The organism is Streptomyces sp. AB3(2024) (assembly GCF_041862025.1).
GTDB lineage: Bacteria > Actinomycetota > Actinomycetes > Streptomycetales > Streptomycetaceae > Streptomyces.
The window spans coordinates 1-16,839 of sequence record NZ_JBGWAB010000156.1 but is presented as its reverse complement, the minus strand read 5'-3'; the positions used below and the strand labels follow the sequence as shown (position 1 = coordinate 16,839).

At 74.7% G+C, this 16,839-nt stretch carries 15 protein-coding genes, 1 pseudogene and 1 riboswitch; of the genes and pseudogenes, 8 read left to right on the top strand and 8 right to left on the bottom strand.

The features are described 5' to 3' along the window. Window positions 1-235 (top strand): annotated as a pseudogene (locus ACEPPI_RS35770) (transcriptional regulator); the annotation flags it as partial. Here ACEPPI_RS35770 and ACEPPI_RS35765 read toward each other — a convergent pair. Next, entirely contained in the window at window positions 221-646 is a 426-nt protein-coding gene (locus ACEPPI_RS35765) for a hypothetical protein (RefSeq protein ID WP_373919433.1), read from the bottom strand. The pseudogene ACEPPI_RS35770 and the gene ACEPPI_RS35765 overlap by 15 nt on opposite strands. Before the next feature lie 305 nt (window positions 647-951). On the opposite strand from ACEPPI_RS35765, the gene ACEPPI_RS35760 reads away from it, so the two are divergent. From ACEPPI_RS35760 to ACEPPI_RS35750, 3 genes are all read left to right on the top strand, one after another. Beyond that, complete coding sequence (locus tag ACEPPI_RS35760; protein WP_373919432.1) at window positions 952-1,530, top strand: toxin-antitoxin system, toxin component; 579 nt, start codon at window positions 952-954, stop codon at window positions 1,528-1,530. A 73-nt stretch (window positions 1,531-1,603) separates the two neighbouring features. Next, window positions 1,604-3,073, top strand: coding sequence for an NAD(P)/FAD-dependent oxidoreductase (locus ACEPPI_RS35755; RefSeq protein WP_373919431.1), 1,470 nt, complete (start codon window positions 1,604-1,606; stop codon window positions 3,071-3,073). Next, window positions 3,070-4,263 (top strand): MAB_1171c family putative transporter, encoded by a 1,194-nt coding sequence (locus ACEPPI_RS35750; RefSeq protein WP_373919430.1) that lies wholly within the window; start codon window positions 3,070-3,072, stop codon window positions 4,261-4,263. Before ACEPPI_RS35755 ends, ACEPPI_RS35750 begins: the two co-directional genes overlap by 4 nt. Window positions 4,264-4,440: 177 nt before the next feature. Here ACEPPI_RS35750 and ACEPPI_RS35745 read toward each other — a convergent pair whose 3' ends face one another. Then, on the bottom strand, window positions 4,441-5,310 hold the full coding sequence (locus tag ACEPPI_RS35745) for a bifunctional 5,10-methylenetetrahydrofolate dehydrogenase/5,10-methenyltetrahydrofolate cyclohydrolase (RefSeq protein ID WP_373919429.1): 870 nt from the start codon (window positions 5,308-5,310) through the stop codon (window positions 4,441-4,443). Window positions 5,311-5,337: 27 nt separating this feature from the next. After that, window positions 5,338-5,435: riboswitch (ZMP/ZTP riboswitch) on the bottom strand. A gap of 57 nt (window positions 5,436-5,492) precedes the next feature. Between ACEPPI_RS35745 and ACEPPI_RS35740 the strand changes: the two genes are divergently transcribed. Next, window positions 5,493-6,254 carry a methyltransferase domain-containing protein gene (locus ACEPPI_RS35740; protein ID WP_373919428.1) on the top strand — a complete coding sequence of 254 codons (762 nt, stop codon included), beginning with the start codon at window positions 5,493-5,495 and terminating at the stop codon, window positions 6,252-6,254. Between the two features lie 237 nt (window positions 6,255-6,491). Next, window positions 6,492-8,078, top strand: a complete 1,587-nt coding sequence (locus ACEPPI_RS35735) for an RNA polymerase sigma factor (protein ID WP_373919427.1) — start codon at window positions 6,492-6,494, stop codon at window positions 8,076-8,078. A gap of 89 nt (window positions 8,079-8,167) precedes the next feature. On the opposite strand, the gene ACEPPI_RS35730 is transcribed toward ACEPPI_RS35735, so the two are convergent. From ACEPPI_RS35730 to ACEPPI_RS35715, 4 genes are all read right to left on the bottom strand, one after another. Then, window positions 8,168-8,617 (bottom strand): SRPBCC family protein, encoded by a 450-nt coding sequence (locus ACEPPI_RS35730; RefSeq protein WP_373919426.1) that lies wholly within the window; start codon window positions 8,615-8,617, stop codon window positions 8,168-8,170. A 55-nt stretch (window positions 8,618-8,672) separates the two neighbouring features. Then, a complete protein-coding gene (locus ACEPPI_RS35725) occupies window positions 8,673-10,088 on the bottom strand; it encodes an amino acid permease (RefSeq protein WP_373919425.1) in 1,416 nt (471 codons plus the stop codon). A gap of 75 nt (window positions 10,089-10,163) precedes the next feature. Next, on the bottom strand, window positions 10,164-12,275 hold the full coding sequence (locus tag ACEPPI_RS35720) for a phage holin family protein (protein WP_373919424.1): 2,112 nt from the start codon (window positions 12,273-12,275) through the stop codon (window positions 10,164-10,166). Between the two features lie 157 nt (window positions 12,276-12,432). Continuing rightward, the gene (locus ACEPPI_RS35715; protein WP_373919423.1) at window positions 12,433-12,837 is read right to left on the bottom strand and encodes a hypothetical protein; all 405 of its coding nucleotides are present in this window, start codon (window positions 12,835-12,837) and stop codon (window positions 12,433-12,435) included. Between the two features lie 140 nt (window positions 12,838-12,977). On the opposite strand from ACEPPI_RS35715, the gene ACEPPI_RS35710 reads away from it, so the two are divergent. Further along, window positions 12,978-13,754, top strand: coding sequence for an MBL fold metallo-hydrolase (locus ACEPPI_RS35710; RefSeq protein ID WP_373919422.1), 777 nt, complete (start codon window positions 12,978-12,980; stop codon window positions 13,752-13,754). Beyond that, window positions 13,751-14,473, top strand: coding sequence for a DedA family protein (locus tag ACEPPI_RS35705; protein ID WP_373919421.1), 723 nt, complete (start codon window positions 13,751-13,753; stop codon window positions 14,471-14,473). The genes ACEPPI_RS35710 and ACEPPI_RS35705 overlap by 4 nt, the downstream gene beginning before the upstream one ends. 52 nt (window positions 14,474-14,525) lie before the next feature. Here ACEPPI_RS35705 and ACEPPI_RS35700 read toward each other — a convergent pair whose 3' ends face one another. Further along, window positions 14,526-15,938 carry an amidase gene (locus ACEPPI_RS35700; RefSeq protein ID WP_373919420.1) on the bottom strand — a complete coding sequence of 471 codons (1,413 nt, stop codon included), beginning with the start codon at window positions 15,936-15,938 and terminating at the stop codon, window positions 14,526-14,528. Window positions 15,939-16,035: 97 nt separating this feature from the next. Beyond that, window positions 16,036-16,704, bottom strand: a complete 669-nt coding sequence (locus ACEPPI_RS35695; protein WP_373919419.1) for a formylglycine-generating enzyme family protein — start codon at window positions 16,702-16,704, stop codon at window positions 16,036-16,038. Between the last annotated feature and the right edge of the window lie 135 nt (window positions 16,705-16,839).

The following is a 16,839-nucleotide window of genomic DNA, read 5'->3' as shown; positions in this document are numbered from 1 at the left end:
CGGCGCGGGCGGCGCGGGCGGCGCGGGCGGCGCGGGCGGCGCGGGCGGCGAGGAGCCGGTCCCGTACATCGCGCTGCCCCTGCTGATCGAGCACGACGGGCACCTGCTGTCCTTCGTGTCCTCGATCTCGACCTTCAACACGCCGCTGGACGTGACGGTCGCCGAGCTGGCCATCGAGACCTTCCTCCCGGCCGACCCGGCGACGGTGAAGTACCTGCGTTCACTGGCTCCCTGAGCCGGCCGCGCGCAGCGCCTGCTGCTGGAGCAGCGCGAAGCAGGCGACGACGAGCGCCTGCGCCGGGATCCAGACCGCGCCGGCCGTGGTGGGAGAGAACCAGAGGGCGAGCGAGAGCAGGCTGAGGGCCGCCCAGGCGTAGTTGGCCCCGATGACGCACTTCACCGGGAGGGCCGGCGGGCGGCGGCGCGAGGCGAGCCACCCGACGCCCGCGCCGTAGGCCGTGAGGAGGAGCCCGAGTTCCAGCAGGGTCGGTCCGGCGACGCCGAGCAGCCGGCCGAGGGGTGCGCCGAAGACGGCGTAGGCGAGGCCGTTGCCGGTGGTGACCACGGCGTCGAGGGCGAGAAAGCGGCGCAGCGCCGTCTGCGGGACGGTCGTGCGGGCGAAGCCGGCGAACAGGGTCGCGGACATGGCGGATCAGCCTCCGTCGAGGTCGGTCGGTGGATGTCGGGGTGCGGGTCCCGGAGCCGAGTGCGCGGCCCCGGAGCCCGTGGACCCCACTGTGCCCGCGCGCCGGAGAGGGGTCGATTACCTCCGGGGTCATGGCGGGGTGTCGGCGTGCCCGGCCGGGGCCACCATTCGGGAGGCGCTGGTTGGGGGGCGGGAACGGCGGCTAGGCTGCGCTGAAAACAAACTGATCGAACGTCTTGTCGACATATGGAGAATGACCCCGTGCGAGCCGCCGCCCGGCCCCACCCCGTCGGGGGTGCGGCGCCATGAGGACCACACGGGCCATGCGCGGGCTCGGCGCCGACCTGCTGGCCGGTACGCGGATCACCCGGCCCACCGATGCCGCCGGGATCATCGGCGCCCTCTGTGCCGCCTTCGAACGCCGGCGCGCCGGACGGCCGGTCGACTTCCACTTCGCCCCGTTCCCCCCGGACTCGGCCAGCGGACTGTGGCTGGACCTCGACGACCGCGACCTGATCGTCATCGAGGCGCACACCCGCCCCGAGCACCAGCTCGTCATCGCCTGCCACGAGTTGTGGCACGTGGAGGAGGGGACCTCCTTCGACCTCGGTCCGGGCATGACGGTCGCCGCCCGCCTGACGGGGCGCCACGGCTGCCTCGCCGGACTCGTGGAGTCCGAGACCGGGCTGGCCTCTGTGATCCGGCAGGCCGCCGCCCGGGCCGACCTGGGGGACCCGGCGGAGATCCGGGCCGAGACCTTCGGCTTGCACCTGGGAAAACTCCTGCGGCCCTACCTCCGGGGCCCCCGGGAGGAGCGGCTCCCCGAGGCGATCGAGCGCATCAGCACCTCGCTCGGCTGGGGAAGCCCCACGCCCCGCCGGTGACCCGCGCCCCAGCCGGCCGCCGGCCCCACGCGCCGCTGCCCCGGCCGCGGCCCCAGACAGAGAGCCCGCCACGATGAACCAGTCTTCCGCGCCCCGCCACGCCGTTGTCATCGGCGGCAGCCTGATCGGCCTCCTCGCGGCCGCCGTACTGGCCGAACACGCGACGGTCACCGTCATCGAGGCGGACGTGCTGCCCGAGGGCCCGGCGCCGCGCCGGGGACTCCCCCAGGCCCGCCACACCCACCTGCTCTGGTCGGGCGGGGCGCGTGCCTTCGAGCGGATCCTGCCCGGCATCACCGCCGACTGGACGGGCGCGGGCGCCCTGCGCCGCAGTCTGCCCACCGACCTGGCCACCATGACGGCGCAGGGCTGGATCTCGCGGTGCGGGGAGAAGCAGTTCAACATCTCCTGCAGCCGCGACCTCCTCGACTCGGTGGTCCGAGACCGGGTGACGGGCCTCGACGGGGTCCGCGTCCTCCAGCGGAGCCGGGTCCGCGGCCTGGAGGGCACCGCGGCCCGGATCACCGGCGTCCGGGTCGACACCCCCGAGGAGCGGGACCGGCTGGTGACCGCCGACCTCGTGGTCGACGCGAGCGGACGCGGTTCCCGGGCCACGGCCTGGCTCGGGGCGCTCGGCGTGGGCGGCATCCGGCGGTCCGAGGTCGACTCCGGTCTCGTCTACGCGACGCGGATCTTCGAAGCCCCGGCCGGGGCGCACGCGGCGGGGTTCCCCATCGTCAACGTGCAGTCCGATCCCCGCGTGCCCGTACCCGGGCGGACGGGCACGATCGTGCCCATCGAGGACGGCCGGTGGCAGGCCACCCTCTCCGGCACCCGGGGCGGCGAGCCGACCGGGGACCCCGACCTGTTCGTCCCCTTCGCCAAGGGGCTGCGGGACCCGGTCGTCGGCGATCTGCTGGAGGGCAGGAAGCCCCTGTCGGACGTCGCCGTCACCCGGGGCAACGCCAACCGCCGCGTCTTCTTCGAGAAGGCGGAGCTGCCCGACGGCTTCTTCGCCGTCGGAGACGCCGTCGCCACCTTCAACCCGCTGTACGGGCAGGGCATGTCGGTCGCCGCGCAGGGGCTGCTGGCCGTACGGGAACTGCTGCGGGCGAAAGGGCTCGGCCACCCGGGCACCGGCCGCGCGGCACAGCGGGCGCTCACCCCGCAGGTGAGCACCGCCTGGGAGCTCGCCACGACGCAGGACATCCGCTATCCGGGGGCCACCGGCATGGAGCCGCGGCCCGGGGCCGGGCTCCTCGACGCCTACGTCGGCCGGCTGATGACGGGCGCCACCACCGACGAGGTGCTCACCGCGGCCCTGTTCGACGTCATCACCATGAGCGACGCGCCGGCCCACTGGCTGCGCCCGTCGGTGCTCTGGCACGTGCTGCGCGCTTCGGACCGGGGCGCGTCGCCGGTGCCGCCGCTCACCGCGGCGGAGCGGGCCGTCGGCGGGCTCCCCCCGGCGGCCGGACCGGCGGAGCCGGTGGACGAGGCAGACCCGGCGGACCCCGCCGACCCCCTCGGGCAGAGCCGGTGAGCGGCGGGATCCTGGTGCAGCTGCCGGGCATCCTGATGGTCCTGGCACTGCTGATCAAGGCCCCGAGCATGCGCCGGGACTGGGACCAGCCCCTGAACCGGACGGCGTGCGCGCTGCTCGTCCTGGGCGCCCCCATCAACTTCCTGGCGTCGCCGCCGACGATCTCGGCGGTCAACCGTTTCACCGGCGTGGTCAACTTCTCCGCCCCGCTGGTGTTCTGCCTGGCCACGCTGTTCTCCGGGGCGTGCGTCGTCCTCGTCCTGCAGTGGCGCGGCGGGCCGCCCGCGGCCGTGCGACGGGCCACGCGGCGGACGATCGCCGTCTTCGGCACGGCGGCCGTCGCGATCGTCGCCCTGTTCGTGATCGGCGACGCGCCGGTGGAACGGCTCCGGGACCTGGACGTGTACTACGCCACGACGCCCTGGATCCGCGAGATGATCGTCTGCTTCCTGGTGGCGCACACCGTGGGCACCTCGGCGCTGACCTGGCTGTGCGGGAAGTGGCTGGGGCGTGCGGACCGCTCGCTGCGCCCGTTGCGCTGCGGGCTGGCCCTGATCGTGCTCGGCGGGGCGCTGGACCTGTCCTACCTCGCCGCGAAGTGGGCCGCGGTGGCCGCCCGCTGGGCCGGCCGCGACTGGGTGTACCTGTCGACGGACGTGGCGCCCCCGCTGGCCGCCGCGGCCGGTGTGATGGTCGGGGCGGGGTTCATCGTGCCCCTGGCCGGCGGCTCGGAGGCCTGGCGGGACTTCAGCCAGTACCGCAGGCTGCGGCCGCTGTGGAAAGCGCTGCGCGGGTTCGCGTCCCGCAACGTGACGACGGTCCCGCTGACCTGGTGGTCACCGGTGGGGATCCGGCTGGTCCACCGCGAGTCGGTGATCGACGACGGGCTGCTGGCCCTGGCCGGCTGGTTCGACCCCGAGGTGCGTGCGCAGGCGTACGGGGCCGCGCGCCGGCAGGGCCTGGACGAGCCGGCCGCCTCGGTGGTGGCGGACGCCGCCATGCTCGCCGCGGCCTGCCGGCTGCGGGCGGCCGCCGACCGGGACGGCGCCGACGGCCCTGCGGCCGGGACGGGGCGGACGGACGCCGGCCGGCACCGGCTGGACTCCCAGCCGCTGACGGCGCTCGCCCGGGAGTTCCGCGCGTCCCCGATCGTGGCGGCGGCCCGCCGGGGAGCGCCGGCGACGGGCTGAGCCGTCCGGCGGGGCCCGGCGCGCCCGGCCGGGCTCGGTGCCCCCCTCCGCAGCCCCGCGCGGACACGGCGAACGCCCCGGACCGGAGGGTCCGGGGCGTTCGCGGTACCGCGTACGCGTCGGACCGGAGGGTCCGGGGCGTTCGCGGTACCGCGTACGCGTCGCGTGCGGTGGGGGTCAGAGGGCCGCGAGGTCCAGGCCGGCCTGCGCCGCCGCGGCGTGCACCGTCTGCTCCAGCAGGACGGCGATGGTCATCGGGCCGACGCCGCCGGGCACCGGGGTGATCAGGGAGGCGCGGGCCGCAGCCGACTCGAAGTGGACGTCGCCGACGTTGCCCTCGTTGTAGCCGGCGTCGAGCACGACCGCGCCCGGCTTGATGTCCTCGCCGCGGATGAACTCGGCCTTGCCCACGGCGGCGACCAGCACGTCGGCCTGGCGCACGATCGAGGGCAGGTCCACGGTGCGGGAGTGACAGTAAGTGACCGTTGCGTTGCGCTCCAGCAGCAGCATGCCGGCCGGCTTGCCCAGGATGGCGCTGCGGCCGACGACGACGGCGTGCTTGCCCGTGAGGTCGACGTCATAGGCCTCCAGGAGGCGCATGATGCCGCCGGGGGTGCAGGAGACGAAGCCCGGCAGTCCGAAGCCCATGGCGGCGAAGGAGTGCATGGTGACCCCGTCGACGTCCTTGCCCGGGGCGATGGCCTCGAAGGCGGCGCGCTCGTCGATGTGGTGCGGGACGGGGTGCTGGAGCAGGATGCCGCTGATCTCCGGGTCCTCGGAGAGCGCGGTGAGGGCCGCGACCAGCTCCTCCGTGGTGGTGGAGGCGGGCAGCTCCACGTGGCGGGAGGTGATCCCGGCCTTGGTGCAACGGTTTTGCTTCATGCGCACGTAGGTGACGGACGCGGGGTCCTCGCCGACGAGGACGGTGGCGAGGCAGGGCGCGGTGCCGGTGCGCTCGGTGATCTTCGCCGCGAGCGCGGCGGTCTGCTCGGAGATGCGGCGGGCGAGGGCGGTGCCGTCCATCAGCTGGGCAGTGGCGGTCGTCATGGGGTCTCCTGAACGTCGCTGCGGATCGCGGATCGCCCAGGCGCGCGGCAGTCGACGTACGGAGGTGGGTACGCCGGGCCGCTCCCCGGTGGTGATCCACCCGAACGCCAGTCACGGCCCGCCGCACAGTCTAGTCGACATATCCGGTGGTCCGCCGGGGCCCGACCTGGGACGATCGGGGCATGACACGCACTTTCGACCATCTCGTCGCCGAGGCCGAGACCGTCTCCGTGGACGGCTGGGACTTCTCCTGGCTGGACGGCCGGGCCACCGAGCAGCGGCCCTCCTGGGGATACCAGCGACTGCTGGCCGAGCGACTGGCACGGGTCAGGTCCGTCCTGGACGTCCAGACCGGCGGGGGCGAGGTGCTGGCGGGCGCGGGCCCCCTTCCCCCGCTGGCGGCGGCCACGGAGTCCTGGCCGCCGAACATCGACCGGGCGACCCGGCTGCTGCACCCGCTCGGCGCGGTGGTGGTGGCCGACGCCGACGAGCCGCCGCTGCCCTTCGGCGACGAGGCCTTCGAGCTGGTCACCAGCCGGCACCCGGTGACCATCTGGTGGGAGGAGATCGCGCGGGTGCTGACACCGGGCGGGACGTACCTCTCGCAGCAGGTCGGACCGGCCAGCGTGTTCGAGCTCGTCGAGTACTTCCTGGGCCCGCAGCCGCAGGAGGTGCGCCGTGCCCGCCACCCCGACGACGCGGTCGCCGACGCCACGAAGGCGGGCCTGGAAGTCGTCGATCTGCGCTCCGAGCGGCTGCGGACGGAGTTCCACGACATCGGAGCCGTGATCTACTTTCTCCGGAAGGTGATCTGGATGGTGCCCGGCTTCACGGTCGGGCAGTACCGGGACCGGCTGCGCGAGCTCCACGAACGGATCGAGCGCGAGGGCCCGTTCGTCGCGCACACCGCCCGTTTCCTGATCGAAGCTCGCAAAACGGACTGAGGTCGGACCGGCGGAAGGCGTGAATCCGGCGCGGACGGATCCACGCGGAATCGGTTGCGCGGCCACAGCGTGGCGCAGGTCACTCAATTCAGCGCGTAACGAATCGACTCGGGCATGCGATGAACCGACAGGTGTCCTCGCGCGGCCCCGGAATACAGACCCCCCTCGGGTCTGTTTCCCGAGTTCGCGCGATGATGTCCCGCCCACCCCTTATCTGTTCGCAACGAGAGGCTCCTTGTGTCGCTCAGCCCGTCCCGTACGTTCCCTCCGGAGATCGCCGAATCGGAGGCCCTCGTCGCGCTCGTCGAGCGCGGCCGCGAGCAGGGTCACATCAACGGTGACGATGTGCGCCAGGCCTTCGAGGCCGGCCGCATCCCGGTGGACCAGTGGAAGCGGGTCCTGCGCAGCCTGAACCAGGTCCTGGACGAGGAGGGTGTCGCCCTCCACGTCAGCGCCGCCCCCGCCACCAAGGCCGCTGCCAAGAAGCCCCGCAAGGCGGCCGCCGCCCCCGCCCGTACCGTGACGAAGAAGGCCGCCGCCCCGCCGCGCCCCATCGGCGCGCGCAAGACCTCGGCCACCGCCCCCGCCACCGCGGCGGCGATATCCGCTCCGTCGGCCGCCGCCACCGGGGACGAGGCGACGGCCGAGGCCGCCGCCGAGCCGAAGAAGCGCACGGTCAAGAAGACCGCCGCCAAGAAGGCCACGGCCACCAAGAAGACCGCCGCCACGAAGAAGGCCGGCGCCAAGGACGCGGACGACGCCGAGAACCCGGGCGCCGAGGGCGAGGACTGGGCCGCCGAGGACCTCGCCGACGAGGCCGAGGAGGAGACGCCCAAGGCGACCGGAACCCAGGGCTTCGTGCTGTCCGACGACGACGAGGACGACGCCCCGGCGCAGACCGTCATGGTCGCCGGTGCCACCGCCGACCCCGTCAAGGACTACCTGAAGCTGATCGGCAAGGTGCCGCTGCTCAACGCCGAGCAGGAGGTCGAGCTCGCCAAGCGCATCGAGGCGGGTCTCTTCTCCGAGTACAAGCTCGAAGAGGAGGAGGACCACAAGCCCGCGTTCAAGCGCGAGCTGGAGATCCTCGTCGAGGACGGCCGGCGCGCCAAGAACCACCTGCTGGAGGCCAACCTCCGCCTCGTGGTCTCGCTGGCCAAGCGCTACACCGGCCGCGGCATGCTCTTCCTGGACCTGATCCAGGAGGGCAACGTCGGCCTGATCCGCGCCGTGGAGAAGTTCGACTACACCAAGGGCTTCAAGTTCTCCACGTACGCGACCTGGTGGATCCGGCAGGCGATCACGCGTGCCATGGCCGACCAGTCGCGCACGATCCGCATCCCCGTCCACATGGTCGAGATCATCAACAAGCTGGCGCGCGTCCAGCGCCAGATGCTCCAGGACCTCGGCCGGGAGCCCACTCCGGAGGAGCTGGGCAAGGAACTCGACATGACCCCCGAGAAGGTCATCGAGGTCCAGAAGTACGGCCGCGAGCCGATCTCCCTGCACACCCCCCTGGGTGAGGAGGGCGACAGCGAGTTCGGTGACCTCATCGAGGACTCCGAGGCGGTCGTCCCGGCCGACGCGGTGTCCTTCACCTTCCTCCAGGAGCAGCTCCAGTCGATCCTGGGCACGCTCTCGGAGCGCGAGGCGGGCGTCGTGTCCATGCGCTACGGCCTCAACGACGGGCAGCCGAAGACCCTGGACGAGATCGGCCGCGTGTACGGGGTCACCCGTGAGCGCATCCGCCAGATCGAGTCCAAGACCATGTCGAAGCTGCGCCACCCGTCGCGTTCGCAGGTGCTGCGCGACTACCTCGACTGAGTCGGCCGCCGGGCCCGAGGGCCCGGTGGCGGAACGCGGAAGCCCGCGCCGTTCGTACGGCGCGGGCTTCCGCGTTCCGGCCGCGTGCCTCAGGCGGCCGGGTGTTCGAGCATGTGTTTCAGCTTCTCCTCGCCCCGGGGCATCTCCTTGCGGGCGAAGGGCCGCACCAGGAGCGGGACGAGGGCCCTGCCGACTCCGTGGCCCTCGAAGTCCATGGCGAGGGTCACCCGGGAGCGCCGGCCGTCGCCGAGGGGTTCGATGGTGCCCCGCACGTCGGGCCGCACGGGGCCGTCGATCCCGTGCAGGTGCCAGCTCCTGGGCGGGTCCAGTTCCAGGAACTCGATGGTCGTGGGGAACTCCCGCCCGCCGATCCGCCGGGTGATCTCGACCCGGGAGCCGACGTGGACCGGCATGTCGCCCAGCGGGTGGACCGACACCGCGCTGTCCTGCCATTCCGGCAGGTGCGTCGGGTCCGTCACGTAGGAGTAGACCTCCGCCGGGCTGCGGGAGATGTCGATGGTTTCTCTGATCGCCGACATCGCGACCCCTTTCCGACCCCCTGGACGGTCCCCTCTGACCACGCTACTCCGCAGGTCAGGCAGGGGCCCGGTGCTTGCGGGCGGCCATCAGCGCGTAGAGCAGGACGCCCGCGAAGAGGAAGAGCACGCCCTGGTAGACGGCCGCGTAGCCGGATCCGGCGACCAGCCACATCGAGAAGGCGAAGGCCAGGGCGGCGAGGACGGCGTCCCGCACCAGCTGACCGCGCCGGACCCGCTCGCTCCGGCCGGAGGCCAGGAAGTAGAGCTGCGCGGCGGTGGACAGCAGGTAGGGGACGGTGGCCGTGAAGGTGGTGACGAGCACCAGCATCTCGAAGACGCCCGCAGAGCCGGCCGTGTAGTTGTAGACGGTCAGGGCGGAGGCCAGCACGGCCGTGACCAGGACGCCGACCACCGGGACCCCGCGCTTCTTCGTCTCGAAGACCTTCGGGAAGAGCCCGTCCCGGGCGGCGGCGTACGGGGTCTGCGCGCTGAGCAGGGTCCAGCCGTTGAGCGCGCCGACCATCGAGATCACCGCGGCGCAGGCGACGGCCGTGCCGCCCCAGGTGCCGCCGAACATCGCGTTGACGGCGTCGGAGAAGGGGGCCTGGGAGGAGACGAGCTTCTCGTGGGCGACCAGCCCGAAGACGGAGAGGGTGCCGAGGAGGTAGACGACCGCGGCGCCCGCCGTGCCCAGGATGGTGGCCCGGCCGACGTTGCGGGCCGGGTCGCGGACCTCGCCCGCGCTCACCGCGGCGGATTCCACGCCGAGGTAGCTGAAGAGCAGGATCGCGGCGGAGGCCGAGACGGCCCCGACGGGGCTCTGGTCGGTGGCCCGGAAGGGGCCGAGGTTCGCCGGGTCGAAGAAGAACAGCCCGCCGACGGCCACCAGCAGCAGCGGGGCCAGCTTCAGGACGGTCGCGACGAGCTGGACGGCGCCCACGTACCGGGTGCCGGCGAGGTTGGCGAGGGCGGGCAGCCACTGGACGGCCAGGGCGGCCAGGCACATGGACCACCGGTGCGCGCCGACGGCCGGGAAGAGCACCCCGAGGTAGCCGACGGCCGCGACCGCGAGGGCGGCGTTGGAGACCCAGGTGGTGATCCAGTAGCTGTAGGCGGCGAGGAAGCCCGCGAAGTCCCCGAACGCGGCGCGGACGTACACGTACGGCCCGCCGGTCTGCGGGTGGCGCTCGGCGAGGCGGCCGAAGACCAGGGCGAGGGCGATCGCGCCGGCGGTGAGGACGGCGAAGGCCACGAGGCTGACCGTGCCGAAGGGTGCCACCGAGGCGGGGAGCAGGAAGATCCCGCCGCCGATGATGTTGCCCATGACCAGGCAGATGGCGATCGGGAGGCCGAAGCGGCGGGCGTGCCGGTCCGCGGGGCGGGCGCCCGGCGGGACGGCGGCGGGCCCGGGTGCCGCGGGGGCTTCGGGGGCCCGGTCGACCTGGGTCGACGGGGCTGCGGTGCTGGTCATCGGTGGTGCGCCTCGGAATGTCTCACATGGTGGGCAGGTCAGCACATGGTTGACCACGCCGGAGACGCCACCAAATCACCGGGTTTCGTCCGGCGCGGACACCCCTGTGGAAGGAAGGGTTCCGTCCGGTGGGCCGTCCGGCCGGTGATCCTCCGGGCGTCGGCCGGCGCCGGTCAGCGGGACCTGCGGCCCGTCCGCCTCCCGCAGCCAGCGGCGCAGTACGTGGTGCACGGCCTCGGCGCCGACCAGCTCCGGGCCGGGATCCGACAGCTCCGTCGGCCACATCAGGAAGGGGTGGCCCTGCTCCCCGCCGAGGCCCCCGTGCGAGCCGATCTGCTCCTCGAAGGCGTGGACGGCCCCGGTCTCCGGGTCGTACGAGGAGTTGACCATGATGTCCGCCACGTGCGGGAACGAGTCCGTCCGGCGGACCGCGTCGGCCGCGCCCGGGCCGAAGGCCGCCAGCAGCTCCTCCGCCGCGCCGGGCACGTCCAGCCGGGCCGCCGCCCCGGCCGACCCCAGCACCTCCCCGTCCACCAGGAGGAAGCCCACGCCGGGATGGTTCGCCAGGGTGGGCAGCAGGGCGGGGTGCGTACGTTCGATCCACTGCCGTGAGGCCCGCCCCGGCACGTCGGGGAAGGAGATCAGCCCGAGGTTGCCCGAGGCCAGCACCACCGGATCCGGTCCGGGCTCCGGGCGGGCCTCCTCGCCCGTCTCCTCCACCGGCCGGTGCAGGGCGGCCCGGACGGCCGCGCGCGCCTCGGCGCCGCTGCGGGTCCGGCCGGCCCGGCGCGGGACGGGCAGCCCGCAACCGGCCCGGACCAGGGCCTTCAGGCTCAGGCCGTAACGGCCGAGGAAGGTCTCCCCGGGACTCTGGCCGTGGTCCGACAGCAGGACGAACCGGTACTCCCGCGGCGCGTGCTCGGCGACCCGGGCGATCAGCGCCAGGCTGCGGTCGAGGCGGGCCAGCACCCGGTCGGTGTCGTGGCCGTGCGGTCCCGAGTGGTGCGCGACCTCGTCGTAGGCGACCAGGTCGGCGTAGACCGAGGCGCGGCCCGCGAGCATGTCCCCGATCACCGCGTAGACGACCACGTCGCGTTCGATGACCGTCGCGAAGGCCCTCATCAGCGGGTACAGGCCACCGCGGGAGACCCGGGGCGTCACCTTCCGGGCGCGGGCGCGCAGCGACTGGCCGATCTCCCGGACCACCTCGGCGGCCAGGGACAGGGTGGTGCGCACCGCGTTGGCCGGGTCGGAGAAGTAGGCGAAGTACCCGGAGCGGGAACGGTTGGCGGGGCCCCGGCGGGCCGCGACAGACAGCACCAGCGCCAGCTGGTCGGCGCCCCCGCCGAAGAGGTTGCCGCGGCTGGCGCCGTCGAGGGTGAGCAGGCCGCCGTCGGCGGTGCGTTCGACGGCGCGGCGCTGGAGTTCGGCCGCGCTGGTGGGCCGGTTGCAGACCATCACCTCGCGGGAGTCCTTCTCGTACCAGCGGAAGGCCGGGACGTCGAAGTTCGAGCCGTGCAGGATGCCGAGCTGGCTCGCGCCGGTCTGGCTGGACCAGTCGGTGCGCCAGGACGTCACGCGGTGGCTGCGCTCCAGCCAGTCCGCCACCGTCGGCATCAGTCCCTCGGCCGCGGCGCGGCGCAGCACCTCGAAGCCGACCCCGTCGAGCTGCACGCACACCAGTCCGGGGCTGCCTCCCGGGGGCGTCCCGTAGCGGCGCCGGCGGCGGTCGGCGAGCCGGTACAGGCGGCGCCGGTAGGCCTCGTCGTCGCGTACCGCGAGGGCGGTGGAGGTGGCCGAGGCCACGGCGGACATCACCGCCGCGACGACCACGGCGGTGTCGGGGGCGACCTCGGCGCCCCGCTCCCCGGGGATCAGGTTCAACGCCATCAGCAGCAGCGAGCCGTTGAGGAAGAACACCAGCAGCCCGAGCACCAGGGCGGGCACGAGCAGCAGGGCGCGTACGAGGGCGGGCCAGACCAGGGCGCTCAGCAGGCCGAAGGCCCCGGCGGCCCAGGCGGCGGTCAGCCCGACCCGGGTGACGCTGTCGCCGTCGGCCGACTGGAGCCGGAAGTCGGGCAGGAGCGCGGCGAGCGCGAGCATGGTGAGGGTGGACACCGCCCACACCACGAGCACCCGTACCAGCGCGCCGCCCGCGGCCCGCCACCGCAACCGCCCTCGCCTCACGCCGCACCCGCCTCGCTCCACGGTCCGCGCCCCGCCCGCGGTCCCCTCGCCAGCGTCGCACAGGGCGGTGGACCCGGCCGGTCGACACGGATGGCGCACGGACGCGGGCGGCGGGCGTGCGGGAGGGTCGTGCGGAAGGGGCGTGCGGAAGGGCTGCCTACGTGCCGTCGTATCCGGCGGTCGGCATGGACAGGCGGCGGTGCACCTCGGCCTTCATCGCGGGGGTGTAGTGCGGTTCGTCGAGCCCGGCGGTCTCCAGGCGGACCCCGCGGCGCGCGCACTCCGCGGTGAACTCCTCGACGGAGCGCAGCGCGCGGGCGAGGACGCGGCGGTTGGGGGCGACGAACAGGTCGACCTGCCCGGCGTCCACGTCGCACCACAGCCCGCAGTGGTCGGCCCGCAGCCCGTAGAAGAGCAGGTGGCGGGTGACCACGTAGCCCTGCTGGGCGGCCCAGCGCGCGCACATGGCGTGCTGGCCGCGGGTGTCCACGGCGAAGGGGTCGGCGTCGAGTTCCTCCAGCGGGGCCAGGCTGGCGATCGCGGCCACGCGCAGCGCATCCATGGCGCCCGACCCTACTCCGTTGTGGGCTCCGGGAGGAGGGGGCTGTCGGGTTCCGCTTCTCCGCTTCCGCCTTGCGCGCGGATCGGCGGGGGAAGACCTACGCTCGGTGGACCGCGGGGGCCGAGGGAGGGAGTGCCGGGGTGCCGGTGGAGATCACCTGGTGGGGTCATGCCACGTGCACGGTGCGGGATTCGGGGGTACGGGTGCTGACGGACCCGTTGTTCGCCCGGCGGTTCGCGCATCTGCGGCGGCGCCGCGGTGCGGTGCCCCCGCCGGAGGCGGCGGAGGCGGACGTGGTGCTGGTGTCGCACCTGCACGCCGACCACCTGCACCTGCCGTCGCTGGCCCTGCTGCCGGTGGGCAGCCGGCTGGTGGTGCCGCGCGGGGCGGGCCGGGCGGTACCGGGGCTGGCCCGGCTGGCGCGGATCCGCCGGCTGGCGGTGACGGAGGTGGCCCCGGGGGACGAGGTCGCGGTGCGCGAGGGCGTACGGGTACGGGCGGTCAGCGCCCGGCACGACGGGCGGCGGCTGCCGCTCGGGCCGCAGCGGGCGCCGGCCCTGGGGTACGTGGTCCAGGGCGCGGCCCGCACGTACTTCGCCGGGGACACCGGGCTGTTCGAGGCCATGGCCGAGGAGGTCGGGCCCGTGGACGTGGCCCTGCTGCCGGTCGGCGGCTGGGGGCCCTACCTGGGGCCGGGGCACCTGGATCCGGAGCGGGCGGCCCGGGCGGCGGCGCTGCTGGGTCCGACGGCGGCGGTGCCGGTCCACTACGGGACGTACTGGCCCATCGGCATGGATGCGGTGCGGCCGCACGAGTTCCACTCGCCGGGCGCGGAGTTCGCCCGGTGCGCGCTGCGGCTCGCACCGGAGGTGACCGTACGGGTCCCCGGGCACGGGGAGCGGGTGCGGCTGCCGTGACGCCGTGGTGGGAGGCGGCGGAGGTCGTCGGCCGGGTGCCGCCGGAGACCACGCAGCGGGCGGTGGGGTACCCGGCGCTGTTCGTGCTGGTGGCCCTGGGGGCGTTGGTGCCGGTGGTCCCCACGGGGGCGCTGGTGAGTTCGGCGGCCGTGGTGGCCTTCCATCAGCAGGCGTTGCCGTTCGGGGTGATGGGGGTGTTCGCGGTGGCGTCGGTGGCGGCCTTCTGCGGTGACGTCGCCCTGTACTGGCTCGGGCAGCGGGGGGTGCGTTCGCGGGGCGGCTCGCGCCGGCTGGAATCCCTGCGGGGGCGGGCCACGCCGGAGCGGCTGGAGCGGGCGCAGGCGAGGCTGGACGAGCACGGGGTGCTGGTGCTGGTGCTGTCGCGGCTGGTCCCGGCGGGGCGGATCCCGGTGATGCTGGCCTGTCTGCTGGGCGGCGTGCCGCTGCGGCGGTTCGTGCGGGGGGACGGGCCGGCGTGTCTGGCGTGGGCGGCGACGTACGCGCTGATCGGGATCGTGGGCGGCTCGCTGTTCTCCGAGCCGTGGAAGGGCGTGGTCCTGGCGGTGGGCCTGACGCTGCTGATCAGCGCGGTACCGACGGTGTGGCGGCGGCTGCGGCCCGAGGGGCCGGCCGGGACGGACCGGGGGAACGGGCCGGCCGGGCCCGCCGGTGCGGACCCGGCAGGTCCGGCAGGTCCGGCAGGTCCGGCAGGTCCGTGAACCGTCCGGCCGGGCCCGCGGCGACGCCGGGCCCGCGGCCGCGACGGGTCCGTCAGAAGGCCGGGCCGGGGATGCGGTGGGCCCACGGGCGGGCGGCTTCGAGCTGGGCGCAGACCTGGAGGACGGTCTCCTCGTCGTGCTGCCGGCCCACCAGTTGTACGGCGAGCGGCAGTCCGTCCGAGCCGAAGCCGGCCGGGAGGGAGGCGGCGGGGTTGCCGGTGACGTTCCACAGGGCCGTGTAGGCGATCATCGGGAGGGAGCGCAGCGTCGCCCCCGTCAAGCCCGCGCCGTCCAGGGCACCCACCCGTTGGGGCCGCCGGGCGAGCGTCGGGGTGAGCAGCAGGTCGGCGCGGTCGAAGACGCGGTTGGCCCGTACCGCCATCCGCTCCCCCGCGCGCACGGCCCGCTCCACGGCCGCCTCGGATACCAGCCGGGCGAGCCGCAGGGTCTGCCGGGTGCGGCGTTCGAGCAGGTCGGGGCGGTCGGCGGCGCGGGCCTCCGCGCGGACGCCCCCGCAGAACTGCGGCAGGAACGCGGTCGTGGTGTCGGGGTAGCGGGGGTCGACCTCCCGTACGTCGTGGCCCAGTTCGCGCAGGGCCGTCACCGTCCGCCGCAGGGCCGCCACGTGTTCGGGGTGGGGGCGCACCCCGGGTACCGCGGGGGTGGCCGACCAGCCGATCCGCAGCCGGCCGGGCTCGGTGGAGGCCGCCCGCACGAAGCTCGTCGTGGCGGGCCGAGCCGCCCAGCGGTCGCCGGGGGCCGGGCCGGCGAGGACGTCGTAGAGCAGGGCGCTGTCGAGCACGGAGCGGGTGAGCGGTCCGATGGTGCCGAGGGCGTACCAGAGGTGGGGGTGCGGGGCCGTGGAGACGCGGCCGCGCTGCGGTTTGAGGGCGAACAGCCCGCAGCAGGCGGCAGGGATGCGCAGGGATCCGCCGCCGTCCCCGCCGAGCGCGGCGCCGGCCAGTCCGGCGGCGACGGCGGCGGCGCTGCCCCCGCTGGAGCCGCCGGTGGTGCGGGCGGTGTCCCAGGGGTTGCGGGCGTAGCCGTGCGCGGACGACTCCGTGAACGGCCACTGGCCGTACTCCGGCATCGCCGTCTTGCCGATGATCACGGCCCCGGCCGCCCGCAGCCGGCGGACCGCCTCGGAGTCCTTGGCTGCCGGGACGCGGTGGGCCGCGCCGCCGAACGTGGTGACCTCACCGGCGACGTCGAGCTCGTCCTTGACGGCGACGGGCACCCCGAGCAGGGGCAGGTCCCCCTCGCCGGCCGCGCGGGCCGCGTCGCGGGCGTCGGCCTCGGCGAGGGCCGGCCCGGCCAGGACCGCGCGGAACGCCCCGAGCCGGGGGTCCAGGCGTTCGGTCCGCCGGAGCGCGGCCTCGGTCAGCGCCCGCGCGGTGACCTTCCCCGACCGTACGAGGTCGGCCTGCCGGGCCACCCCCAGGAACAGCAGTTCGCCGTCGTCCACGTACGCGCCTCTCACAGTGGGTTGTGTGCCGGAACCGGCACGGTATGCCAGGCGGGGCCGGGTGCGACAGGGGGTCGACCGGGACGGCCCGGCGGGTTCAGGCCGCGCCGGAGCGGGCGAGGCGGAAGCCGACGTCGTCGACGCGGAAGGTGGGGTGGCTGCGGCGGCGGGCCGAGGCACGGCAGCTCCAGTGCTCGTCGAACCAGCCGCCGCCGCGCAGCACCCGGTAGGTGCCGTAGACCTCGGGGTCGTAGAGGTCCCAGCACCAGTCCCAGACGTTGCCGAGCATGTCGTGCAGGCCCCAGGCGTTGGGGAGCTTGCCGCCCGCCTCGTGGAGGGTCCCGTCCGAGTTGCCCCGGTACCAGGCGATGTCGTCGAGGGGGCCGTGGCGCGGGCCGTCGGTGCCGGCGCGGCAGGCGTGTTCCCATTCGGCCTCGGTGGGCAGCCGGTAGCCGTCGGCGGAGGCGTCCCATGCGGCGCTCTCGCCGTCGAGGCGGTAGACGGGGGCGAGGCCCTCGCGCAGGGAGAGGGCGTTGCAGAAGCGGACCGCGTCCCACCAGGAGACGCCCTCGACGGGCAGCCGGTCCCCGTGGACGGTGCTCGGGCGCAGACCGGTGACCTGCGCGTACAGCCCCTGGGTGACGGGGAGGGCGGAGAGCCGGCAGGGTTCGAGGGCGACCTGCCAGCTCCGCTGCGTGCGCCGGTCGGACAGGGTCACCCGCCCGCCGGGGATGGAGGTCATCGTGATGTCCGTACCGAGGTCCATGATCAGGTCATCCTATCGGTACGGCCCCCAACCGGTCCGTCCGCGAAGGCGGTTGGGGCCCCGCGGGGGGGGGGGGGGGGGGGGGGGGGGGGGGGGGGGGGGGGGGGGGGGGGGGGGGGGGGGGGGGGGGGGGGG